The sequence below is a fragment of the Azoarcus sp. PA01 genome, from assembly GCA_001274695.2.
Lineage (GTDB): Bacteria > Pseudomonadota > Gammaproteobacteria > Burkholderiales > Rhodocyclaceae > Aromatoleum.
In genome coordinates this window covers 841,839-865,394 of the sequence record LARU01000002.1, presented here as the reverse complement: position 1 = coordinate 865,394, position 23,556 = coordinate 841,839, and the positions used below count along the sequence as shown (strand labels likewise).

Below are 23,556 nucleotides of genomic sequence, written 5' to 3'. Positions count from 1 at the left end.
GGCGGGTTTCAATCACCTTGAGACGCCGCCCGGCTCCCGGAGTTTTCATGCATATCCACATTCTCGGCATCTGCGGCACTTTCATGGGAGGTGTCGCGCTGCTGGCCCGCACGGCAGGGCACACCGTCACCGGTTGCGACGCGAACGTCTACCCGCCGATGAGTACGCAGCTCGAAGCCCAGGGCATCGGCCTGACGGAAGGCTACGACGCCGCGCAGCTCGATCTCGCGCCGGACCTCTACGTCGTCGGCAACGCGGTGTCGCGCGGCAATCCGCTGCTCGAGGCGATTCTCGATCGCGGCCTGCCGTACGTGTCGGGGCCGCAGTGGCTGGCCGAACACGTGCTGCAGGGGCGCTGGGTGCTCGCGGTCGCCGGGACGCACGGCAAGACGACGACGACGTCGATGCTCGCGTGGATGCTCGAGGATGCCGGGCTCGAGCCGGGTTTCCTCGTCGGCGGCGTGCCGGGGAACTTCGGCGTTTCGGCGCGTCTGACCGATTCTCCATTCTTCGTCATCGAGGCCGACGAATACGACACGGCGTTCTGTGACAAGCGATCGAAGTTCGTCCATTATCGGCCGCGCAGCGCGATCCTGAACAATCTCGAGTTCGATCATGCGGATATCTTTGGCGATCTGGCCGCGATCGAAACGCAATTTCATCATCTGTTGCGCACGATTCCCGCTTCGGGACGGATTATTGCGAACGCCGACGAGGAGAGCCTGAAGCGCGTCGTGGGGCGCGGTTGCTGGTCCGAGCTCGAATGGTTCGGCGCCGGAGCGCAGTGGTCCGCGGCAGCGGGTGCCGACGAGGGCGAAGCGGTATTCTGCCTGCGCGACGAAATCGTCGGCAGCGTGGCGATGCCGATGAGCGGCAGCCACAACCGCAGCAATGCGCTCGCGGCGATCGCCGCCGCCCGTCATGTCGGTGTGACCCCGGCGCAGGCGATCGCGAGTCTGGCCGGTTTCCAAGGCATCAAGCGCCGCATGGAAGTGCGCGGAAAGGTCCGCGGCATCACCGTGTACGACGACTTCGCCCATCATCCGACCGCGATCGCGCTGACCGTCGAAGGCCTGCGCCGCCGCGAGCCCGCAGGCCGCATCCTGGCAGTGCTCGAACCACGCTCCAACACGATGAAGCTGGGCGTCATGAAGGACCGGCTGCCGCAGAGCCTGGCGCAGGCGGACCGCGTCTATTGCTACGCGCATGGCCTGGGGTGGGACGTGGCCGGGGCGCTCGCGCCGCTCGCCGAACGCGGTGCGACGTACGCCGATCTCGACCGGCTCGTCGCCGATGTCGCGGCGGCGGCGCGTCCGGGAGATCATGTGCTGGTGATGAGCAACGGGGGATTCGGCGGCGTCCATGACCGGCTGCTCGCCGCGCTCGCGCGCCCGGGAAGCTGTTAAGGCAGCAATCAAGTACAACCGTTCGTCCTGAGCCCGTCGGCCTCGCGCAGGACAGGCTCGTTGAACGGCGCTGGCAAGACAACGGTTTTCCCTGAGCCCTTCGACTTCGCTCAGGACGCTGGTCGAAGGGAGCTCGCAAGGCTTCGACCAATTCAGCCCGAGCGGTATCGGTTTGCGTCGTCAATAGCCGCCGGCCGCAGCGCGACCGCTGCGGGGTCGCAAAACCCGGGTTACGTCCCGGTGCTGCGCTGGCCGTCGAGTCGGCGCGCTTCCTGGTCGGTGATGTATTCGAACACCCGCACGACTTTGCGCACCCCGGACGTCGTGCGCGCCACGTCGGTCGCGGCATCGGCTTCGCGGCGCGTGACCAGGCCGAGCAGATAGACGGTGCCGGCTTCGGTGACGACTTTGACGTGGTGGGCGCCGAAGGTCGCGGCATCGACGAAGCGGGCCTTGACTTTCGACGTGATGACCGAGTCGTTGCTGCGCGACGTCAGCGACGCGATGCCGGCGACCTGCACTTCGTTCGTGATGCCGCGCACGTTCGACACGCCGCTGACGACACGTTCGATTTCGGTCCGGTGCGCTTCGCTCGGCGCTTCGCCGGTGAGGAGAACGTTGCGGTTGAACGAAGTCACGTTGATATGCACGGCGTCGCCCATCCGGTCGCGCAACGCACTCGCGGCGCGCCATTCGATCCCTTCGTCCTCGACGTAGGCCCCCGACGTGCGGCGGTCGGCGACCATCGCCGCCCCGGCGCCGACGCCGCCGGCGACGAGGGGGAAGCAACCTTGCAGGACTGGCAGCGCAGCGGCGGCAGTCAGGCCGAGAAGGAAGGTGCGGCGGGTGACTTGCGGGCGTGATTCGCTCATTGGTCTTCTACTCCGAGTAACAGACAATCGATGCCGTCGCACAGGCAGTGCAGGGTCAGCAGGTGAACTTCCTGGATGCGGGCGGTGCGCTGTGCCGGAACGCACAGATGGACGTCGTCGTCGCCGAGCAGGGCGTTGATCTGTCCGCCGCCGTTGCCGGTCAGCGCGATGACGCGCATTTCGCGTTCGTGCGCGGCCGCGATCGCCTCGATGACGTTGGGCGAGTTTCCGCTCGTCGAGATCGCGAGCAGCACGTCGCCGGGATGTCCGAGCGCCCGCACCTGTTTGGAGAATACCTGCGTGAAGTCGTAGTCGTTGGCGATCGACGTCAGCGTCGAGGTGTCGGTCGTCAGCGCGATCGCCGCGAGCGGCGGGCGTTCCATCTCGAAGCGATTGACCAGTTCGGCCGCGAAATGCTGCGCGTCGGCGGCCGAGCCGCCGTTGCCGCACGCGAGGATCTTGCCGTTGTTCAACAGGCTGCCGATCATGATTTCCACAGCTCCGGCAATCGGCGCGGCGAGCGCTTCGAGCGCTTCGAGCTTGACGCGCGCGCTGTCTTCGAACTGTCTGGAGATGCGATGGATGAGGTCCATGGAAGGCCTTCGGGTCACTTCATCGGGGGCAAAAGTCTAGCATGCGCGCGCGGATGCCGCGTCGCACCGGCGAGCGGTGAAGCGGCGGACGTCGTGCCTATGATCCATCGGCGTCGAACGCGGCTTTCAGCCATTCGACGCCGTCCTCGTCGAGATCGGCGAGCAGCGCCGCGTCGAAACGGCAGGGGCGTCCGGCGTGACGGCGGCCCGCGCCGGCCAGCCACCATCGCGCGGCGAGGACGACGCGGCGCTGCTTGGCCGGCGTGATGCTGGCCGCGGCGCCGCCGAAGCGGAGGTTCGTGCGCAGCCGCACTTCGACGAACACGACGATGCCGTGGTCGAGGCACACCAGATCGATCTCGCCGCCACGGCAACGCACGTTGCGCGCCAGCACGACGAGCCCGCGGCGGACGAGGAAGCGTTCGGCGAGCGCTTCGGCTGCCGCTCCCGACGCTTGCTTCCGCGTTGCGGGGGCGCCGACAATGGTGCCTTCGTTCACGTTCCGGTCACCCTTCATGGCTCACGGCTCCTCGCCCCTTTCAAGTACGCCGTCATTGTATGTGGTGGCGACGCCGCTCGGGAACCTGCAGGACATCAGCGCGCGTGCGCAAGCCGTGCTGGCGGGCGTGGAAGTCATCGCGGCCGAGGACACGCGCCACAGTCAGCGCCTGCTCGATGCGCTCGGCATCAATACGCGGCTCGTCGCGCTGCACGAGCACAACGAGCAGGCGGCCGCCGGGCAGGTGATCCGCATGCTGCAGGCGGGGCAGCACGTCGCATTGATCAGCGACGCCGGCACGCCGGCGATCTCCGACCCCGGTGCGCGCGCAGTCGCGCGAGTGCGCGAGGCGGGGTTCCCGATCGTGCCCATTCCCGGCCCGTGCGCCGCGATCGCCGCGCTGTCGGCAGCCGGCTTTGTCGACAACGGCTTTCAATTCGTCGGCTTCCTGCCGCCGAAGTCCGCCGCGCGCCGCGCCGACATCGACGCGCTGCGCGCCGTCGCGGTGCCGCTGGTGTTCTACGAGTCCCCGCATCGCATCGCCGAATGCGTCGCGGACCTCGCCGCAGTGCTCGAAGCCGAGCGCGAGATCGTCATCGCGCGCGAGCTGACGAAGCTGTTCGAGCAGATCGTGCGCGTGCCGCTCGCCGCTGCGCCTGCGTGGCTGGCGGAGGACGCGAACCGCATGCGCGGCGAATTCGTGCTGGTGGTGTCCGGTGCGCCCGCGCGCGAAGGCCTGGATCCGCGGGCCGAGCGCGTGCTGGCGCTGCTGATCGCGGAGCTGCCGGTGAAGACCGCCGCACGGCTTGCAGCCGAGATCACCGGCGCGCCGAAAAACGCGCTCTATGCGCGGGCGCTGGAACTCAGGGGACAGTGAAGCGCGACTATAATTGCCTGCGCCGCATGCCGAACCGCGCTCCAGCTTCCCTTCTCCGAATTTCCCCTATCCGGGCTTCTCTTTCGAATCGAAGATCATGCAGACGATTTCCCTGATCCGCCCCGACGACTGGCATCTGCACGTGCGCGACGGCGCAGCCCTGGCGACCGTCGTGCCGCATACCGCGCACCGCTTCGCTCGCGCGCTGATCATGCCGAACCTGCGTCCGCCGGTGACGACGGCCGCGCAGGCGCTCGCATACCGTGCGCGCATCGTCGCCGCGGTGCCGTCCGGCGTGCGCTTCGAGCCGCTGATGAGCCTGTACCTCACCGACAACACGTCGCCCGACGAAATCGACCGCGCGAATGCGAGCGGCGCAGTCGTCGCGGTGAAGCTGTATCCGGCCGGCGCGACGACGAACTCCGACGCGGGCGTGACCGGCATCGAAAAAGTCCATGGGGTGCTCGAACGCATGGAAAAGCTCGGCATGGTGCTGTGCGTGCATGGCGAAGTCACGCACGGCGACGTGGATGTGTTCGACCGCGAGCAGGTATTCATCGAGCAGGTCCTGGCGCCGCTGGTGGCGCGCTTTCCCGCGCTGCGTGTCGTCTTCGAGCACATCACCACCGCCGAGGCCGCGCGCTTCGTGCAGGACGCCGGGCCGAACGTCGGCGCGACCGTGACGGCCCATCACCTGCTGCTCAACCGCAACGCGATTTTCGCCGGCGGCATCCGCCCCCATCATTACTGTCTGCCGGTGCTCAAGCGCGAAACCCACCGCCGCGCGCTGGTCGAAGCGGCGACCTCGGGCAACGCGAAGTTCTTCCTCGGCACCGACTCCGCGCCGCATTCGCGCGCTGCGAAAGAGGCGGCCTGCGGCTGCGCCGGCTGCTACACCGCGCACGCCGCGATCGAACTGTACGCCGAGGCTTTCGAGCAGGCCGGAGCGCTCGACCGGCTCGAGGCTTTCGCGAGCCTGAACGGTCCCGCGTTCTACGGTCTTGCGCCGAACACCGAGCGAATCACGCTGGCGAAAGACGCGTGGCAGGTGCCGAACGCATACGAATACCTGCACGACGATCCGCTCGTGCCGCTGCGCGCCGGCGAAACGGTCGCCTGGCGCATGCTCTGACAGGACGTCGCGATGAGCCCGTCCGTCGTGCTGCGTGCCCTCGTTGCGCTCGCGATGCTGCCGGCGCTGGCCGCCTGCGAGAACAGCGCCACCGCCTACGTCATCGACGGCAGCCAGCACGCGTTGATCCTGGTGCGCGAAAAGCCGTATTTCTGGCGCAGCACGGTGAATCAGGCCGTCATCGCGTCGCGCCTGCCACAGTGCCAGCGGCGCGTCGCGATCCATCCTGACAGCACCGAGCTGACACGCCTCGAAGTGTTCGAAGCCGGCGACCGGCTATGGGCGCTGCATCAGGGGGATCGCTGGTACCTCGTCAGTACGGCCGGATGCGAGGTGCAGGATTGGGAAAACGCTGCCGGAACGCCGCCAGGACCGCTCGTCGGCACGTTCGAGTTGCAGGAAGGCGCTGCCGCTTTTATCCCCGCGGCGCAGTGAGCGGGCGCGTATAATCGCCGCGGGAAGTTCGCCAGGCAGTCGCTGCGTGCATTCGTGCGCGTGGAGGAAAGTCCGGGCCCCGCAGAGCAGGATGCCGGCTAACGGCCGGGCGTCGTGAGGCGACGGAAAGTGCAACAGAGAGCAAACCGCCGATGGCTCCGCGAGGAGATCAGGCAAGGGTGAAATGGTGCGCAGCGCGCGTCGAGCGTCGTTGCGGACGGGGTGCAAGCTTCGTCGGGTAAGAGCCCACCGCAGGACTGGCGACAGGACTGGCACGGCAAACCCCATCCGGGGCAAGGCCAAATAGGGGAGCAATGGCGTTGCTCGCGCTGCTCCCGGGTAGGCTGCTTGAGCGCCGCGGCAACGCGGCGCCCAGAGGAATGACTGCCCGGCGCCTGTGATGCGAGTCGCAGGCGCTCGACAGAACCCGGCTTATCGGCGGACTTCCCATCCCTTCGGACAAGTACTCTGTCATCGCGGTTATGGGGTAGCCCCACGCCGGGTAATTCCTACCTGTATCTTATCCATCCTTCATCGGAATCCATTATAGGCCTTGATTTTTCAGGGTTTATACGGAGTCTTCATACTTTCCATAAGTCATTGTGTCGCAACGGAAAACTCCGCTGGTGCGGCTTGACCGGGGTTTACCTTTCCTCTAGAGTGGGAACCGGTGGGGATCGGTGGGTCAAAGTGTCATACGACGTTTCACTCGAAGAAGAATTGCGGGGGATGAATGTTCCAGGGAGCCATTGCGCTCAGTCTCGATGCGAAGGGTCGTCTCGCGATTCCGGCCCGGCACCGTGACGCACTCGTCCCCGATGGCGCGCCTCTGGTGATCACTGCCCACCCCCATAAGTGCCTGCTCGTTTATCCGCTGTTGGCCTGGGAGCCGATTCGCGACCGGATTGCGGCGATGCCCGGTTTCGATCCGCGCACCTCAGCCTTCAAGCGCTTGCTGGTCGGTTTCGCCCAGGAAGACGTCCTCGATGCGGCCGGGCGGGTGCTGCTCGCCGCTTCGCTGCGGCAATGGGCGCAACTCGAAAAACAGGTCTGGCTGGTCGGGCAGGGCGCCCATTTCGAGCTTTGGTCCGATGCGGGCTGGCAGGCGCAGCAGGAGACGATGCTGTCGCTGTCGGGCGACGCGCTCCCCCCCGGATTCGAGAGCCTGGCGCTGTGAGTGCCGCGCCGCAACACGTCACCGTGCTGCTCGCCGAGGCCGTCGAGGCATTGGCGGTCAGGCCCGGCGGAGTCTATGTCGATGGCACGTTCGGGCGTGGCGGCCACAGCAGGGCCATCCTCGCGAAGCTCGATGCCGGGGGACGGCTGGTCGCGTTCGACCGCGATCCGCGCGCGATCGAGGTCGCGCGCGCGTTGCCCGATCCGCGGCTGACCGTCGTCCACGCACCGTTCAGCGCGTTCGCCGAGGAGCTCGACCGGCTCGGGCTGGAACATGTCGACGGCGTATTGCTCGATCTGGGCGTGTCGTCGCCGCAGCTCGACGAGGCGGCGCGCGGCATGAGTTTTCGTTTCGACGCGCCGCTTGACATGCGGATGGATACGAGCCGCGGGCAGACCGTGGCGCAATGGCTGGCCGATGCATCGGTCGCGCAAATCACCGAGGTGCTCAGGGATTATGGGGAAGAACGGTTTGCTTATGCGATTGCAAAGGCGATTGCAGCTGCTCGGGCAGGGGGGCCTGTCGCAACCACTCGACAGCTTGCCGAGATCGTGGAAAAAGCGGTCCGTACACGCGAGCCGGGGCAGCATCCGGCGACGCGCAGCTTTCAAGCTCTACGGATTTTCATCAATCAGGAACTCGAAGAGCTGTCGCTAGTGCTGCCGGCGGCGGTCGAGCGGCTCAAGCCCGGCGGCCGGCTGGTGGTGATCAGTTTCCATTCGCTTGAAGACCGCATCGTCAAGCGCTTCATGCGTGGCGAATCGCGTCCGCCGCAGCTGCCGGCGCGGCTGCCGCTGCGGGCGGCCGAACTGCCGCAGCCGCGCCTGCGGCTCGTCGGCAAGAGCCAGCGGCCGGGGCCGGCCGAAGTCGCCGCCAATCCGCGCTCGCGCAGTGCCGTGATGCGCGTCGCCGAACGTACCGGGGGCGCAGCATGATCCGCGCCGACGCGTTTCTGGTCGCGCTCGTCGTGAGCAGCGCGCTCGGGGTCGTCGCGGCCCAGCATCAGGCGCGCAAGCTGTTCTCGGAGCTCGAGCGGGAACAGGCCCGCGCCCAGGGCCTGGAAGTCGAGTGGGGGCAGCTGCAGCTCGAACAAAGCACTTGGGCCGCGCATGCGCGCGTCGAGAAGATCGCGCGCGAACGGATCGGCATGCGCCCTCCTGCACCGGGACAGGTGCTCACGGTGGAGGGCGGGCACGCGTCCGCCGGACCAGGGCTGCCGGAGTGAGGACGTGCGCATGAGAAAACAGCGCCCGTTGCCTTTCAACCACAACCCGTTGCTGAAGAACGGTCTTCCGGCATGGCGGTCGCGGCTGGTGATGTCCGCCCTTCTCGCCTGTCTGCTGGCGCTGGTCGGACGCGCGCTGTATCTGCAGGGGTTCAACAACGAGTTCCTGCAGGCGAAGGGCGAATCGCGCTACGCCCGCGCGATCGAGGTGCCGGCGACGCGTGGCCGCGTCATCGACCGGCACGGCGACGTGCTGGCGATCAGCACGCCGGTGCGGTCGATCTGGGCGATTCCGTCGGATGCGCGGCTGTCGCCGGCGGACGCGCGCAAGCTCGCCGAGCTGCTTGAAACGAGTGTCGAGGAGCTGAACGGACGGCTCGCGACGAGTCACGATTTCGTCTATCTGAAGCGCCAGCTGTCGCCCGAACTCGCGCAGGAAATCGCCGCGCTGAAGCTTCCCGGCATTCATCAGCAGCAGGAATACCGGCGCTATTACCCGGGCGGCGAAGTGATGGCGCACGTGCTCGGTTTCACCGGCGTCGACGACAAGGGCCAGGAAGGTGTCGAGCTCGCGTTCGACAAGCTGCTGACCGGCACGCCCGGCGCGCGCCGGGTCATCCGCGACCGGCGCGGCCAGGTCGTCGAGGATGTCGAGGCGATCCGTCCGCCGCACGACGGGCAGGACCTCGTGCTGGCGATGGACGCGAAGATCCAGTATCTCGCCTATTCAGCGCTGAACCAGGCGATGCAGACGCACAAAGCCAAGGCGGGCGCGGCGGTGGTGCTCGACGTGCGCACCGGCGAAGTGCTGGCGCTGGTCAACGCGCCGACCTACAACCCGAACAACCGTACCAACCTCAGCGGCGCGCAGTTGCGCAACCGCGTGTTCACCGACACGTACGAGCCGGGCTCGACGATGAAGCCTTTCATCGTCGGCCTCGCACTCGAGCGCGGCAAGGTCGAGCCGATGACCGTCATCGATACTGCGCCGGGGCGGGTGTCGATCGGGCGGGCGACGATTTCCGACTCGCACCGGCACGGCCCGCTGACCGTGGCCGAAGTGATCCAGAAATCGTCGAACGTCGGCACGGTGAAGATGGCGATGAACCTCGCGCCGGAGGAAATGTGGCGGATGTTCAACGAGCTCGGTTTCGGCACTCCGCTCGATCTCGGGTTTCCCGGCGAAGCGGGCGGGCGGCTGCGTCCGGTGAAGACGTGGAAACCGATCGAACAGGCGACGATGTCGTTCGGCCACGGCATTTCCGTGAGCCTCATCCAGATGGCGCACGCCTATCTCGCGTTCGCCCGCGACGGCGAGCTGCTGCCGCTTTCGCTGACGCGCGTTGATGTCCCGCTGGCTGCCGGCAAGCGCGTGTATTCGGTCGATACGGCGCGCGAGGTGCGGTACATGCTCGAGCTCGCGGCCGGCCCGGGCGGCACCGCGCCGCGCGCGCAGATCCGCGGCTACCGCGTTGCCGGCAAGACCGGCACGGCGCACAAGCTCGAGGGCGGGCGATACGCGAACAAATATGTATCGTCCTTTGTCGGTTTCGCCCCGGCGTCCGACCCGCGACTTATCGTAGCGGTGATGATCGATGAACCTTCTGCCGGTCAATATTTTGGCGGGACGGTCGCGGCGCCGATTTTCGCGCAGATCACCGAAGGGGCGTTGCGGGTCCTGGGCGTAGCGCCGGACGCGCCGCTCGTTCCGCTGCAGGTCAGCGGCAAGGCGGAACAGGCACGAACCGCCCGGGGGGGCAGGTGAGCGCCGCTCGCGCCCGTGAAATCCTCGAACGGCTGCGCCTGGCCGGTGTCGCCGCGCACGGCATCACCGCCGACTCGCGTCGCCTGCAACCCGGCGAGCTGTTCGCCGCGTGGCCCGGATTCGCGACTGACGGTCGCCGCTACGTTTCCGCGGCGGTCGAGCGCGGCGCCGCTGCGGTGCTGTGGGACGACAGCGACGGCATGCGGCTCGACGCGCTGCCGGTGCCGGCCGTGGCGGTACGGGGTTTGCGCAGCGTCGGCGGCTTTCTCGCGCACGAGATCCACGCCCGTCCGTCGGGCAAGCTGTGGGTCGCCGGCGTGACCGGGACCAACGGCAAGACGACGGTGAGCCAGTGGCTCGCCGCGACGCTGGCAGGGCTGGGCCTGCGCTGCGGCGTCATCGGTACGCTGGGCTGCGGTTTCCCCGACGAGCTCGTCGATAGCGGCAACACGACGCCCGACGCGCTCGAGGTGCAGCGCATGCTCGCCGCGTTCGTCGCCGACGGTGCCGATGCGGCGGCGATGGAAGTGTCGTCGATCGGGCTCGACCAGGAGCGCGTCAATGGCGTCGAGTTCGACGTCGCGGTGTTTACGAACCTGACCCGCGATCATCTCGATTACCACGGCAGCATGGAAACCTATGCGGCCGCCAAGGCGCGCCTGTTCGACCTGCCGGGCATCGGTGCCGCGGTCGTCAATTTCGACGACGATTTCGGCCTCGCCCAGGCGCGGCGGCTCGCGGCCGGCGGCATGCCGGTGATCGGGTATACGCGCTTCGCGGAGCGCAGTGGCGCGGTGCCGGGGGCGCGGGTGCTGGTTGCGGCGGGGGAACAGAACGTTCCGTCGGGCCTGCGCTTCGTGCTCGGTTGGGACGGCGGGCACCATAACGTGCAGGTGCGCATGGTCGCGCCATTCAATGTCTCGAACCTGATGGCGGTGATCGGATCGCTGCTGGTCCGCGAGGTGCCGATGGACGACATCCTGCGGAGCGTGTCGCGGCTGACGCCGCCGGCCGGGCGCATGCAGCTGGTGGGCGGCGTTGGCGAGCCGCTGGTGGTCATCGACTACGCGCACTCGCCCGACGCGCTCGCCCAGGTGCTCGAGGCGGTGCGCAGCACCGCGCAGGGGCGGGGCGGGCGCGTCGTGTGCGTGTTCGGCTGCGGGGGCGACCGCGACGCGGGCAAGCGGCCGATGATGGGAGATGTCGCGCGCGCCCTGGCTGACCGCGTCATCGTCACCAGCGACAACCCGCGCAGCGAGGATCCGCTGAAGATCATCGACGCGATCGTGCAGGGCGCCGGTCCGAACGCCGAACGGGTCGTCGATCGCGCCCAGGCGATTCGCATTGCGGTCGGCGAAGCGGGGGCCAACGACGTGATCGTGCTCGCCGGCAAGGGGCATGAGCCTTACCAGGAGGTGCTGGGCGTGCGCTTGCCGTTCTCGGACGTCGAGCAGGCGCGACTCGCGGTGCACGCATGGAATCGAAGCCAGGGAGCAGACCAATGATGACGCTGCACGAAGCGGCGCAAGCTCTGGGTGTCGTCGCGACGACACCGGGACAGTTCAGCTCGGTGGGAACCGACAGCCGCAACATCACGGCCGGGCAGCTTTTCGTCGCGCTGCGCGGCGAACGTTTCGACGGCCATGAATTCGTCGCTCAGGCGGCGGCCGAAGGGGCGGCAGCGGCGCTCGTCGATGCGCGGTGGGCCGGCACGCAACCCGAGCCGTCGCCGTTGCCGCTGCTCGTCGTCGACGACACGCGGCTGGCCCTCGGGCGGCTCGCCGCTTACTGGCGCGCGCGCTTCGAGCTGCCCGTGATCGGGGTCACCGGCAGCAACGGCAAGACGACGGTCAAGGAAATGTGCACGGCGATCCTGCACGAGCGGGCGCGGCGCGACGGTTGCCGCGCGGACGCGGTGCTGGCGACGGCCGGCAACCTGAACAACGACATCGGCCTGCCGCTGACGCTGCTCGAACTGCGCAGCAGTCACCGCGCCGCCGTCGTCGAGATGGGCATGAACCGGCCCGGCGAAATCGCCTACCTCGCCGGCCTCGCGCGGCCGACCGTCGCGATCGTGACGAATGCGCAGCGTGCGCATCTGCAGGGGATGGGGACGGTGATCGAGATCGCCCGCGAAAAAGGTGCAATCTACGACGCGCTCGGGCCGGACGGCGTTGCAGTCATCAATGTCGACGATTTGCAGGCGCGGTACTGGCGGGAGCTCAATGCGGGGCGCCGGACGCTCACCTTTTCGCTGACACCGCACGCCGATGTCGCCGGCGAATGCACGCTGCGCGGCCTCGGCTCCCACCTCGAGCTGACGACTCCGGCAGGGCGCATCGTCGTCGACCTGCAAGTGCCGGGTGAGCACAACGCCAGGAATGCGGCCGGAGCCGCTGCAGCGTGCCTTGCGGCCGGAGCGAGTCCCGAGGCGATCGCTGCCGGGCTCGCCGCCTACGCCGGCACTCGGGGACGGCTGCAGCGCCGTAGCGGGCCCAACGGTGCGGTGATCCTCGACGACAGCTACAACGCGAATCCCGATTCGCTGCGCGCCGGCATCGACGTGCTCGCGGCCACGCCGGGGCACAAGATCCTCGTTCTCGGCGACATGGGCGAAGTCGGCTGGACCAGCGCGCAGGTGCACGACGAGATCGGCGGCTATGCCAAAAGCAAGGGCGTGGACGCGCTGTTCGCGCTCGGCGAAATGAGCGCGGTCGCGGCGAGCAACTTCGGCGAAGGCGGGCGCCATTTCGCGAGCGCCGAAGCGCTGGTCGCGGCGCTGACGCGAAAGCTCGATGGCGACACCGTGGTGCTCGTCAAAGGCTCGCGCTTCATGCGCATGGAACGGGTGGCGGACGCCCTTGTGGCGGTGCACAATGGCGCCCCCTCAACGGAAACAAAGTAATCGATGCTGCTCGAATTCGCCCTCTGGCTGGGCCAGGACATCCGCGCCTTCAATGTGTTCGGCTACATCACGTTGCGCACGGTCATGGCCGCGATGACCGCGCTGCTGATCTCGTTCGCGTGTGGGCCGGCGGTGATCCGCTGGCTAGCGGCGAAGAAGATCGGCCAGGCAGTGCGCGACGACGGGCCGAAGTCGCACCTGACGAAAGCCGGCACGCCGACGATGGGCGGGGCGCTGATCCTCATCGCGATTGCCGTCACGACGCTGCTGTGGGGCGACCTGCGCAACCAGTACGTCTGGGTGACGCTGCTCGTGACGCTCGGTTTCGGCGCGGTCGGCTGGGTCGACGACTGGCGCAAGGTCGTGCATCGCGATCCGAAAGGGCTGGCGAGCCGATGGAAATACCTGTGGACGTCGCTGATCGCGCTCGCCGCGGCGCTGTTCCTCGGCCTGACGGCGAACGAACCGGCGCAGACCGAGCTGATCGTGCCGTTCTTCAAGGCCGTGTCCTACCCGCTCGGAATGCTGGGATTCGTCGCGCTGTCGTATTTCGTCATTAACGGCACGAGCCACTCGGTGAACCTCACCGACGGCCTCGACGGCCTCGCGATCATGCCGACCGTGATGGTCGCCGGCGCCCTGGCGATCTTCGCCTATGTCGCCGGCCATGCCGGGTTCTCGAAGTACCTCGGCGTGCCGTACATCGCCGGTGCCGGGGAACTCGCGGTGTTCTGCGGTGCGCTCGCCGGCGCCGGGCTCGGCTTCCTGTGGTTCAACGCGTATCCGGCCGAAGTGTTCATGGGCGACGTCGGCGCGCTCGCGCTCGGCGCGGCGCTCGGCACGGTGGCGGTCGTCGTGCGCCAGGAGATCGTGCTGTTCATCATGGGCGGGCTGTTCGTCGCCGAGACGCTGTCGGTGATGGTCCAGGTGCTGTATTTCAAGGCCAGCGGCGGCAAGCGCATCTTCCGCATGGCGCCGCTTCATCACCACTACGAGCTGGGCGGCTGGAAGGAAACCCAGGTGGTGGTCCGCTTCTGGATCATCACGATCATGCTGGTCCTGTTCGGCCTGTCGACGCTGAAGCTGAGATGAGCGCACTGACCGGAAAACACGTTCTGGTGCTCGGGCTGGGCGAGTCCGGGCTGGCGATGGCGCGCTGGTGCGCGCTGCGCGGCGCGCGCCTGCGGGTTGCCGACAGCCGGCAAACGCCGCCCGGGCTCGACGCGCTGCGTGCCGATGCGCCGCTCGCCGAGATTGTCGTCGGCAGCTTCGGTGCCGAGGTGCTGAGCGGCATCGAGCTGGTCGCGCTCAGTCCGGGGCTCGATCCGCGCGTCGGTGTCGCCGCCGAAGCGCGCCGCCGCGGATTGCCGCTGACCGGCGAGATGAGCCTGCTCGCGGAAGCGCTCGACGAGCTCGGTGTACGGGCGCAGACCCGCATCCTCGCGATCACCGGCACCAATGGCAAGACCACCACCACCGCGCTCACTGCGGCTCTCGCGCAATCGGCAGGGGTGGATTCGGTGGCGGCGGGCAACATCAGCCCGGCCGCTCTCGACGTGCTGATGGACCGGCTGGCACAGGGCGCACCGCTGCCCGAGTGCTGGGTGCTCGAGCTGTCCAGCTTCCAGATCGAGACGATGCGGGCGCTCGACCCCGAGGCCGCGACCGTGCTCAACGTCACCGACGACCATCTCGATCGCTATGCCGACGTCGACGAATACGCTGCCACCAAGGCCGCGATCTTCGAAGGCGCCGGCGTGCAGGTGCTCAACTGCGACGACGCGCGGGTCGCGGCGATGGCGTTGCCCGGACGCCCGCTGATCCGCTTCGGTGTTTCGGCCCCGCGGGCGCCGGACGACTACGGCATTGCGGAGATTGCCGGCGACGCGTGGCTCGTGCGCGGATCGCAGCGCCTGCTCGCGCTGGCCGACCTGCCGCTTGCCGGCCGGCACAACGCCGCCAATACGCTCGCCGCGCTGGCCTTGTGCGAAGGCGGCCTCGGCCTCGCGCCGCAGCGCCTGACCGGCGCTGTCGTCGCGTTTCGCGGCCTGCCGCATCGGGTCGAGCTGGTCGCCGAGCGCGGCGATGGCGTGCGCTTCTATGACGACTCCAAAGGTACCAACGTCGGCGCTACCGTCGCTGCGCTCGACGGGATGGACGGTCCGGTCGTGCTGATCGCCGGCGGCGACGGCAAGGGGCAGGATTTTTCGCCGCTGCGCGAAGCCGTGGCGCGCCGCGCGCGGGCAGTGGTGCTGATCGGGCGCGATGCCGCCCGCATCGAATCGGCGCTGCAAGGGTCGGCGGTCGCGATCGAACATGCTCCGGACCTCGACGCCGCAGTGGTTCGCGCCAACGAGCAGGCGCAGCCCGGCGACGCGGTGCTGCTGTCGCCCGCGTGCGCGAGCCTCGACATGTTCCGCAACTACGCGCATCGCGCCGAAGTGTTCGTCGCCGCGGCACGGCGACTGCCGGAGGTGCGCGCGTCATGAACTTCGCCAGCGCGTTCGCCGGTTTGCTTGCGAGCCGCCACGCAAACGGCGGCACGCAGACGAGCCGCGCCGTCGACCGCCTGATGCGCCCGGCCGATTCGCAGCGCGAACTCGATCCGCTGCTGATCTGGCCGGCGGCGGGGCTCCTGCTGATCGGGCTGGTGATGGTTTATTCGTCGTCGATCGCGACCGCCGAAGGCAGCCGCTTCACCGGCCACCAGTCGCATTACTTCCTGTTGCGGCACGCGATGTTCCTGGCGGTCGGGGTCGGCGCCGGCCTCGCCGCGTTCCAGCTGTCGATGCGCCAGTGGCAGCGCCTCGCGCCGTGGCTGTTCCTCGTTGGGCTCCTGCTCCTGATCGTCGTGTTGATTCCGGGCGTCGGCCGCGAGGTCAACGGCGCACAGCGCTGGCTGCCGCTCGGTCCGCTGAACCTGCAGCCGTCCGAGCTGATGAAATTGTTCGTCGCGCTGTATGCCGCTGACTACACGGTGCGCAAGTTGCCCGACATGGGCAGTTTTCGGCGCGGTTTCCTGCCGATGGCGGCGATGATTCTGCTGGTCGGCTTCCTGCTGCTCGGCGAGCCCGATTTCGGCGCTTTCGTCGTCATCACCGCGATCGCGTTCGGCGTGCTGTTCCTCGGCGGCATCAACGTGCGGGTGTTCGCGCTGCTCGCGCTCGTCGCGGTGATCGGCTTCATGCTGCTGATCTGGCTGTCGCCGTACCGCCGCGACCGCATTTTCGGCTTCATGGATCCGTGGCAGGACGCGTTCGGCAAAGGCTACCAGCTGTCGCACGCGCTGATCGCGTTCGGCCGCGGGGAATGGTTCGGCGTGGGGCTCGGCGCGAGCGTCGAGAAGCTGTTCTACCTGCCCGAGGCGCACACGGATTTCCTGCTCGCGGTGATCGCCGAGGAGCTCGGGTTCGCTGGAGTGCTGACGGTCATCGCGCTGTTCGCGATCCTGATTCATCGCGCGCTCGTCCTCGGGCGCGAGGCAGTCAAGCTGGAGCGCTATTTTTCCGGCCTCGTCGCGATGGGCATCGGACTGTGGCTCGGTGTCCAGTCGTTCATCAACATGGGCGTCAACATGGGTTTGCTGCCGACCAAGGGACTGACGCTGCCGCTGATGAGTTTCGGTGGCTCGGGCATCGTCGCGAACTGCCTCGCGCTGGCGATCCTGCTGCGCGTCGACTGGGAAGTGCGTCAGTTGAAGCGGGGGACGGGAGCATGAGCACTTCGCCGGGCCGCCCCAAGAAGTGCTCAGTCCCGCTTGGCGGGACCGCGCGCAGCGCGAGGGTGCCCCAATGAAGACGCTGCTCGTGATGGCTGGCGGCACCGGCGGCCACATCTTCCCCGGCGTTGCCGTCGCCGAGCAGTTGCGCGGGCGCGGCTGGCGCATCGTGTGGATGGGCAACCCGGATGGCATGGAAGCGCGGATCGTGCCGCAGCACGGCTACGAGACCGCGTGGGTGCGCTTTGGCGCCTTGCGCGGCAAGGGCCTGTTGCGCAAGCTGCTGCTGCCGCTGAACCTGCTGCGCGGTTTCTGGCAGGCGCAGGGCGAGCTGCGGCGCATCCGGCCCGACGTCGTGCTCGGCATGGGCGGCTACGTCACGTTCCCCGGCGGCATGATGGCGGCGCTGCTCGGCCGTCCGCTCGTGCTGCACGAACAGAATTCGGTCGCCGGCCTCGCCAACCGCGTGCTTGCCGGGGTCGCCGACCGGGTGCTGTCGGGCTTTCCGCAGGCGTTGAAGAAAGCCGGCTGGGTCGGCAATCCGGTGCGCGCCGACATCGCCGCCGTGGCGCCGCCGGCTGAGCGTTTTGCCGGGCGCAGCGGGCCGCTGAAATTGCTCGTCGTCGGCGGCAGCCTCGGCGCGGCGGTGCTCAACGACACCGTGCCGAAAGCACTGGCGCGAATCGACTCGGCGCAGCGGCCGATCGTCACGCACCAGGCCGGCGCGAAGCAGCTCGAAGCGTTGCGCGCGGCGTACGCGGCCGCTGGCGTCGAGGGCGAACTGCTGCCGTTCATCGACGACATGGCGTCCAGATATGCCGATGCCGATCTCGTCGTCTGCCGTGCCGGCGCGCTGACGGTCGCAGAACTCGCCGCGGTCGGCGCGGCGAGCCTGCTGGTGCCGTTCCCGCACGCCGTCGACGATCACCAGACCGGAAACGCGCATTTTCTCGCCGATCGCGGCGCCGCGTACCTGCTGCCGCAGCCGGAGCTCGATGCCGAACGGCTGGCAGGCATCATCGGGAGCCTCACCCGCGACCGCCTGCTCGACATGGCGACGAAAGCACGGGCGCTGGCGAAGCCGCGCGCGACCGAAGCGGTTGCACAGGCCTGCGAGGAACTCGCGGCAGGGAGAAAAAAGAAATGAAGCACAAGGTCAAGCGCATCCACTTCGTCGGCATTGGCGGCGCCGGCATGAGCGGGATCGCCGAAGTGCTCGCAAACCTCGGCTACCTGGTCAGCGGCTCGGATCTGGGCGAAAACGCCGCGACGCGGCGGCTCGCCGCGCTCGGGGTGCGGGTCAGGTTCGGCCACGCGGCGGAGAACGTCGCCGACGCCGACGCGGTCGTGATCTCGACCGCAGTGCGCAACGACAATCCGGAAGTCGTCGCGGCGCGGTCACGCCATGTGCCGATCGTGCCGCGCGCGCAGATGCTCGCCGAACTGATGCGCCTGAAGCACGGCATCGCGATCGCCGGCACGCACGGCAAGACGACGACCACTTCGCTGGTCGCGAGCATCCTCGCCGAAGGCGGCATGGACCCAACTTTCGTCATTGGCGGCAAGCTCAACGCGGCCGGCGCGAACGCGCGGCTCGGCAAAGGGGATTTCCTCGTCGCCGAAGCCGACGAGTCCGACGCGTCGTTCCTGCTGCTGACGCCGGTGATTTCGGTCATCACCAACATCGACGCGGACCACATGGACACCTACGGGCACGACTTCGCGCGGCTCAAGCAGGCGTTCGTCGACTTCCTGCAGCACCTGCCGTTCTACGGTGTCGCGGTGCTGTGCGAGGACGACCCGCACGTGCGCTCGATCATGCCGCTGGTGTCGAAGCAGGTGGTGCGCTACGGGCTGTCCGAGACTGCCGACATCCGCGCCGAGAACGTCCGCGCCGAAGGCGGGCGGATGCTGTTCGACGTCGTGCGCACGAACGGCTCGGTGAGCCGGCTGCCGATCGAACTGAACCTGCCCGGCGTGCATAACGTGCTGAACGCGCTGGCGGCGATCGCCGTGGCGACCGAAGTGCAGGTGCCGGACGCGGCGATCGTCAAGGCGCTGGCCGAATTCCGCGGCGTCGGGCGGCGCTTCCAGCGCTATGGCGAAGTCGCGCTGCGCGACGCCGAAGGCACGCCGCAAGGCCACTGCACGCTGATCGACGACTACGGGCATCACCCGGTCGAGATGGCGGCGACGCTCGCCGCGGCGCGCGGCGCGTTCCCCGGCCGGCGGCTGGTGCTGGCGTTCCAGCCGCACCGCTTCACGCGCACGCGCGACTGTTTCGAGGATTTCGTCAAAGTGCTGTCGACCGTCGATGCGCTGCTGCTCGCTGAAGTCTATGCCGCCGGCGAGGCGCCGGTCGTCGCTGCCGACGGTCGCTCGCTGGCGCGGGCGATCCGCGTCGCGGGCAAGGTCGAGCCGGTGTTCGTCGAAGACATCGACGAGATGCCGGCGACGATCCTCGCCGCGGCACGGGATGGCGATGTGGTGATCACGATGGGCGCCGGCTCGATCGGTGCGGTACCCAGCAAACTGGCAAGCAGCGAGGAACTGGTGTGAGGGGCAACGGCATGGAGGCAAAATTCGGGAAAGTCGCAGTGCTGCTCGGCGGCACGTCCGCGGAGCGGGAAGTGTCGCTGATGTCGGGCGGGGCGGTGCTCGCGGCGCTGCAGGCCGCCGGTGTCGATGCGCACGGCTTCGACCCCGCACAGCAGGATCTGCACATCCTCAAGGAGCAGGGCTTCGAGCGCGCGTTCATCGCGCTGCACGGCCGTGGCGGCGAGGACGGCACGGTGCAGGGGCTGCTGGAACTGCTGAAGATCCCCTATACCGGCAGCGGCGTGATGGCCTCCGCGCTGGCGATGGACAAATGGCGCACGAAGATGGTGTGGGCCGCGTGCGGCCTGCCGACACCGCGCTACGCGATCCTCGCCGCGGACACCGACTGGGACGCGGTCGCCGCCGAGCTGGGGCTGCCGATCTTCGTCAAGCCCGTGCATGAAGGCTCGAGCATGGGCGCGACGAAAGTCACCGCGGCCGGCGAGCTCAAGGCAGCGTGGGAGCTCGCGGCGCGCTTCGACGACCTGGTGCTGGCCGAGGAATTCATCGTCGGCGCCGAGCTGACGGTGCCTTTCCTCGGCGAGCGTGCGCTGCCGGTGATCCGCATCGAGGCGCCGGGCGGCAAATACGACTACCAGAACAAGTATTTCACCGACGAAACCCGCTACCTGTGCCCGAGCGGCCTGCCCGCCGAACAGGAGCAGGCGCTGCAGGCGCTGGTGATGAAGAGCGCGCGCGCGCTCGGCTGCCGCGGCTGGGGTCGCGCCGACCTGATGCTGACCGAAGACAACCGGCCGTACCTGCTCGAGATGAACACGTCGCCGGGCATGACCGGTCATTCGCTGGTGCCGATGGCCGCGAAAGCCGTCGGGCTGGACTTCACCGCGCTGTGCCTGGCGATCCTCGAGGACGCGCGCCTTGGCTGACTTCCGTCCCGGCTCCGCGTTGCGCCACGGCGGCCTCGGCGGCAGCCGGGGGCCGGGACGCGCGCGCGAAAAGGAAGGACTGTGGGACAAGCCGGCGACGCTGAACCTGATTTCGGAAGTGCTGATGCTGTTCGCCGCGGTCGCGCTCGGCTACGCCCTCGTGGTGTGGTTCCTGTCGCGGCCGCTTTTCCCGCTGCGCGAAGTCGTCGTGCTGACCCCGCCCGCGCAGGTCACGACGGCACAGCTCGAATACGTCGCGCGCACCGCGATCCGCGGCAATTTTTTCTCGGTCGACCTCGAGCAGGTGCGCGGGGTGTTCGAGAAGCTGCCCTGGGTGCGCCGCGCCGAAGTGCGGCGGCGCTGGCCGGACGTCCTCGAACTGCGGCTCGAGGAGCACCAGGCGGCGGCGTACTGGACGGTGTCGGAGAGCGGCGAATCACAGCTCGTGAATCGCTACGGCGAAGTGTTCATCGCCGCGAGCAACGCCGACATCCCGGCTTTTTCGGGCCCGCAGGGCTCGGCGGCCTACATCCAGGCGCGGCATCGCGAGTTCGAGCGCGTGCTCGAGCCGCTCGGTCGCCGTCTCGTCAGTCTCGCGCTGTCAGCCAGACAGGCGTGGCAGTTGCGCCTCGACGACGGCCTGGTGATCGTGCTTGGCCGGGACCATGAAAAGGCGCCGACCGATCAGCGGCTGGCGCGCTTCGTTCACGCGTGGCCGAACGCGCGCGACAGCGTCGGAGTACAGGTTGCGGTAGCGGATCTCCGCTATCCGAGCGGATTCGCCCTCACTCCGGTGGGCGACTTGAAAGCAACGAAAGGCAAGCAATGAGCAAGGAATACAAGGACCTGGTCGTCGGCCTCGATATCGGTACCGCCAAGGTCACCTGCATGGTGGCCGAGTCGCGCCCGGATGGGCGCCTCTCTGTCATCGGGCTCGCGACGCAGCCGACGAGCGGCCTCAAACGCGGCGTGGTCGTGAACATCGAGGCCACCGTCGATGCGATCGCGCGCGTGATCCAGGAAGTCGAGCAGATGGCCGACTGCAAGATCCGCGACGTCTATACCGGGATCGCCGGCAGCCACATCAAGAGCTTCAATTCCAACGGCATGGTCGCGATCAAGGACAAGGAAGTCACGCCGCTGGACGTCGAGCGCGTGATCGAGGTCGCGCGCGCGATGCCGATCCCGGCCGAACAGCAGATTCTGCACATCCTGACCCAAGAGTTCATCATCGACGGCCAGGGCGGAGTGCGCGAGCCGATCGGCATGAGCGGCGTCAAGCTCGAAGTCAAGGTGCATATCGTCACCGGCGCGGTGTCGGCGGCGCAGAACGTCATCAAGTGCGTGCGCCGCTGCGGCCTCGAAGTCATGGACCTGATCCTGCAGCCGCTCGCGTCGAGCTACGCGGTGCTGACCGACGACGAAAAGGATCTCGGCGTGTGCCTCGTCGATATCGGCGGCGGCACGACCGACATCGCCGTCTTCACGCATGGCGCGATCCGCCACACCGCGGTGCTGCCGATCGCCGGCGACCAGGTCACCAACGACATCGCGATGGCATTGCGCACGCCGACCTCGGAAGCCGAGGAGATCAAGATCCGTCACGGCGTCGCGATGCACACGCTCGCCGACCCCGAGGAGATGATCGAAGTGCCTGGCGTCGGCGACCGGCCGCCGCGGCCGCTGTCGCGCCAGCGTCTCGCCGACGTCATCGAGCCGCGGGTCTCCGAACTGTTCGAACTGGTGCAGGCCGAATTGCGCCGCAGCGGCTACGAGGAGCTGCTGTCGTCGGGCGTCGTGCTGACCGGCGGTTCCTCGGTGATGCTGGGCATGGTCGAGCTCGGCGAGGAAGTGTTCCACATGCCGGTGCGCATCGGCTCGCCGCAATATGCAGGAGGGCTTGCCGACATCGTATGCCAGCCGCGCTATGCGAACGCCATGGGGCTGGTGATGGAAGGGTCCGCGCAGCGCCGACGCGGCATGCTGGCGCGGGAAACACGCAGTGTCCGCCAGGTGTTCGGGCGGATGAAATCATGGTTCGAGAAGAATTTCTGAGCGGATGGGGAGCTGTCCGTCGAATTTGAAGGTGCGCCCGCGTTGACCGGCTATTTAGTTATAGAATTTTCGTTTGACACTAAATGCAGGTCGCCGGGAGCACGGTGCGCAAAACGGTTGATATTCAGGAGACGAGGCAAATGATCGAAATCGTTGAGAAGGAACAGACCGGCACGGTGATCAAGGTGATCGGCGTCGGCGGGGCGGGCGGTAACGCTGTCGACCACATGATTCGCGAAAACGTGCAGGGCGTGGAGTTCATCGTCGCCAACACCGACGCCCAGGCGCTGAGCCGCTGCCTCGCGCCGAACAAGATCCAGCTCGGCAGCTCCGGGCTCGGCGCCGGTTCGAAGCCCGAAGCCGGCCGCGCGGCCGCGCAGGATTCGCGCGACGCGATCGCTGCGGCGCTCGACGGCGCGCACATGTGCTTCATCACCGGCGGCATGGGCGGCGGCACCGGCACCGGGGCGGGGCCGGTCGTCGCCGAGATCGCGAAGGAGATGGGTATCCTGACCGTCGCGGTCGTCACCAAGCCGTTCGATTTCGAGAACCGCCTGCGGGTCGCCGAGAGCGGCGTCGAGGAACTGACCCGCTATGTCGATTCGTTGATCATCGTGCTCAACGACAAGCTGCTCGAAGTGTATGGCGACGACGCCGGCTTCGAGGACTGCTTCCGCTCGGCCGACAACGTGCTGAGGAGCGCGGTCGGCGGCATCGCCGAGATCATCAATGTCCCCGGCCTCGTCAACGTCGACTTCCAGGACGTGCGCACGGCGATGGGCGAGATGGGCCGCGCGATGATGGGGTCGGCCGAAGCCGGCGGCCTCGATCGCGCGCGCATCGCTGCCGAGCAGGCCGCAGTCAGCCCGCTGCTCGAAGGCACCGAACTGTCGGGCGCGCGCTGCGTGCTGATCAACATCACCGCCAGCCGCTCGCTGAAGATGTCGGAAGTGCGCGATGCGGTGAAGACGGTGCAGGCGTTCGCCGCGCCCGAAGCGTTCGTGAAATACGGCACCGTGTTCGACGAGGCGATGGAAGACCGCGTGCGCGTGACCGTCGTCGCGACCGGCCTGGGCACGCCGCGCACCGGCCGCCAGCCGGTGATGCAGGTCGTGCAGGGCACGGGCACTTATGGCCCGCTCGGCGGCAACGTCAATATGGGCAATCTCGACGTTCCCGCCGTGATCCGCCACACCCGGCGCACCACCGTCGAGGCGATGAGCGCAAACGGCATGGGCACGTACGACATCCCGGCTTTCCTGCGCAAGCAGGCCGACTGACGCCGCCGGCCTCTCGTCCCGCTCGACGGGCGCCCTGACGCGAACCGCTGCCTCCGGTTCGCGTCGGGCGCTTGCGGCCGTCCCGCGTTCCTGCCTCGTCTCCTGCGTTCCGGCTTCGTCATTAACCGGAGC

General features: G+C 68.0%; 22 protein-coding genes and 1 other RNA gene. 20 read left to right on the top strand and 3 right to left on the bottom strand.

The window, feature by feature from the left end; all coding sequences use genetic code 11:
- Window positions 1-47 precede the first annotated feature (47 nt).
- Window positions 48-1,406 (top strand): UDP-N-acetylmuramate:L-alanyl-gamma-D-glutamyl-meso-diaminopimelate ligase, encoded by a 1,359-nt coding sequence (gene mpl / locus PA01_05115; GenBank protein ID KON81080.1) that lies wholly within the window; start codon window positions 48-50, stop codon window positions 1,404-1,406.
- Between the two features lie 230 nt (window positions 1,407-1,636).
- Here the strand turns inward: mpl and PA01_05110 are convergent, their stop codons facing one another.
- From PA01_05110 to PA01_05100, 3 genes are all read right to left on the bottom strand, one after another.
- Window positions 1,637-2,278 (bottom strand): BON domain-containing protein, encoded by a 642-nt coding sequence (locus PA01_05110; GenBank protein ID KON81079.1) that lies wholly within the window; start codon window positions 2,276-2,278, stop codon window positions 1,637-1,639.
- Window positions 2,275-2,871 (bottom strand): phosphoheptose isomerase, encoded by a 597-nt coding sequence (locus tag PA01_05105; protein KON81078.1) that lies wholly within the window; start codon window positions 2,869-2,871, stop codon window positions 2,275-2,277. The genes PA01_05110 and PA01_05105 overlap by 4 nt, the downstream gene beginning before the upstream one ends.
- 97 nt (window positions 2,872-2,968) lie before the next feature.
- A complete protein-coding gene (locus PA01_05100; protein KON81077.1) occupies window positions 2,969-3,388 on the bottom strand; it encodes a YraN family protein in 420 nt (139 codons plus the stop codon).
- Between PA01_05100 and rsmI the strand changes: the two genes are divergently transcribed.
- The 19 genes from rsmI (at window position 3,387) to ftsZ (ending at window position 23,424) form a co-directional block, all read left to right on the top strand.
- Entirely contained in the window at window positions 3,387-4,247 is an 861-nt protein-coding gene (gene rsmI, locus PA01_05095) for a 16S rRNA (cytidine(1402)-2'-O)-methyltransferase (GenBank protein ID KON81076.2), read from the top strand. The genes PA01_05100 and rsmI overlap by 2 nt on opposite strands.
- A gap of 97 nt (window positions 4,248-4,344) precedes the next feature.
- The gene (gene pyrC / locus PA01_05090) at window positions 4,345-5,379 is read left to right on the top strand and encodes a dihydroorotase (protein KON82316.1); all 1,035 of its coding nucleotides are present in this window, start codon (window positions 4,345-4,347) and stop codon (window positions 5,377-5,379) included.
- 12 nt (window positions 5,380-5,391) lie between these two features.
- Window positions 5,392-5,814 (top strand): hypothetical protein, encoded by a 423-nt coding sequence (locus PA01_05085; protein KON81075.1) that lies wholly within the window; start codon window positions 5,392-5,394, stop codon window positions 5,812-5,814.
- A 23-nt stretch (window positions 5,815-5,837) separates the two neighbouring features.
- An RNA gene (gene rnpB, locus PA01_12045) (RNase P RNA component class A) lies at window positions 5,838-6,265 on the top strand.
- Window positions 6,266-6,547: 282 nt separating this feature from the next.
- Window positions 6,548-6,991, top strand: coding sequence for a division/cell wall cluster transcriptional repressor MraZ (gene mraZ, locus PA01_05080; protein KON81074.1), 444 nt, complete (start codon window positions 6,548-6,550; stop codon window positions 6,989-6,991).
- Window positions 6,988-7,926 (top strand): 16S rRNA (cytosine(1402)-N(4))-methyltransferase RsmH, encoded by a 939-nt coding sequence (rsmH, locus tag PA01_05075; protein ID KON81073.1) that lies wholly within the window; start codon window positions 6,988-6,990, stop codon window positions 7,924-7,926. Before mraZ ends, rsmH begins: the two co-directional genes overlap by 4 nt.
- Complete coding sequence (ftsL, locus tag PA01_05070; GenBank protein KON81072.1) at window positions 7,923-8,216, top strand: cell division protein FtsL; 294 nt, start codon at window positions 7,923-7,925, stop codon at window positions 8,214-8,216. The genes rsmH and ftsL overlap by 4 nt, the downstream gene beginning before the upstream one ends.
- A 10-nt stretch (window positions 8,217-8,226) precedes the next feature.
- Complete coding sequence (locus PA01_05065; GenBank protein KON81071.1) at window positions 8,227-9,981, top strand: penicillin-binding protein 2; 1,755 nt, start codon at window positions 8,227-8,229, stop codon at window positions 9,979-9,981.
- Window positions 9,978-11,486 carry a UDP-N-acetylmuramoyl-L-alanyl-D-glutamate--2,6-diaminopimelate ligase gene (locus PA01_05060; GenBank protein ID KON81070.1) on the top strand — a complete coding sequence of 503 codons (1,509 nt, stop codon included), beginning with the start codon at window positions 9,978-9,980 and terminating at the stop codon, window positions 11,484-11,486. Before PA01_05065 ends, PA01_05060 begins: the two co-directional genes overlap by 4 nt.
- Complete coding sequence (locus PA01_05055) at window positions 11,483-12,886, top strand: UDP-N-acetylmuramoyl-tripeptide--D-alanyl-D-alanine ligase (protein ID KON81069.1); 1,404 nt, start codon at window positions 11,483-11,485, stop codon at window positions 12,884-12,886. Before PA01_05060 ends, PA01_05055 begins: the two co-directional genes overlap by 4 nt.
- A 3-nt stretch (window positions 12,887-12,889) precedes the next feature.
- Window positions 12,890-13,978, top strand: coding sequence for a phospho-N-acetylmuramoyl-pentapeptide-transferase (gene mraY / locus PA01_05050; protein ID KON81068.1), 1,089 nt, complete (start codon window positions 12,890-12,892; stop codon window positions 13,976-13,978).
- Window positions 13,975-15,375: a UDP-N-acetylmuramoyl-L-alanine--D-glutamate ligase gene (murD, locus tag PA01_05045; GenBank protein KON81067.1), complete on the top strand. Its 1,401-nt coding sequence runs from the start codon at window positions 13,975-13,977 to the stop codon at window positions 15,373-15,375. Before mraY ends, murD begins: the two co-directional genes overlap by 4 nt.
- The gene (gene ftsW, locus PA01_05040) at window positions 15,372-16,604 is read left to right on the top strand and encodes a putative lipid II flippase FtsW (protein KON81066.1); all 1,233 of its coding nucleotides are present in this window, start codon (window positions 15,372-15,374) and stop codon (window positions 16,602-16,604) included. The genes murD and ftsW overlap by 4 nt, the downstream gene beginning before the upstream one ends.
- A 73-nt stretch (window positions 16,605-16,677) precedes the next feature.
- Window positions 16,678-17,751, top strand: a complete 1,074-nt coding sequence (murG, locus tag PA01_05035; GenBank protein KON81065.1) for an undecaprenyldiphospho-muramoylpentapeptide beta-N-acetylglucosaminyltransferase — start codon at window positions 16,678-16,680, stop codon at window positions 17,749-17,751.
- Window positions 17,748-19,163 (top strand): UDP-N-acetylmuramate--L-alanine ligase, encoded by a 1,416-nt coding sequence (murC, locus tag PA01_05030; protein ID KON81064.1) that lies wholly within the window; start codon window positions 17,748-17,750, stop codon window positions 19,161-19,163. Before murG ends, murC begins: the two co-directional genes overlap by 4 nt.
- An 11-nt stretch (window positions 19,164-19,174) precedes the next feature.
- Window positions 19,175-20,089, top strand: a complete 915-nt coding sequence (locus PA01_05025) for a D-alanine--D-alanine ligase (GenBank protein ID KON81063.1) — start codon at window positions 19,175-19,177, stop codon at window positions 20,087-20,089.
- 19 nt (window positions 20,090-20,108) lie between these two features.
- A complete protein-coding gene (locus PA01_05020) occupies window positions 20,109-20,918 on the top strand; it encodes a cell division protein FtsQ/DivIB (protein KON82315.1) in 810 nt (269 codons plus the stop codon).
- Window positions 20,915-22,144, top strand: coding sequence for a cell division protein FtsA (ftsA, locus tag PA01_05015; GenBank protein KON81062.1), 1,230 nt, complete (start codon window positions 20,915-20,917; stop codon window positions 22,142-22,144). Before PA01_05020 ends, ftsA begins: the two co-directional genes overlap by 4 nt.
- Before the next feature lie 140 nt (window positions 22,145-22,284).
- On the top strand, window positions 22,285-23,424 hold the full coding sequence (gene ftsZ / locus PA01_05010; protein KON81061.1) for a cell division protein FtsZ: 1,140 nt from the start codon (window positions 22,285-22,287) through the stop codon (window positions 23,422-23,424).
- Window positions 23,425-23,556 lie beyond the last annotated feature (132 nt).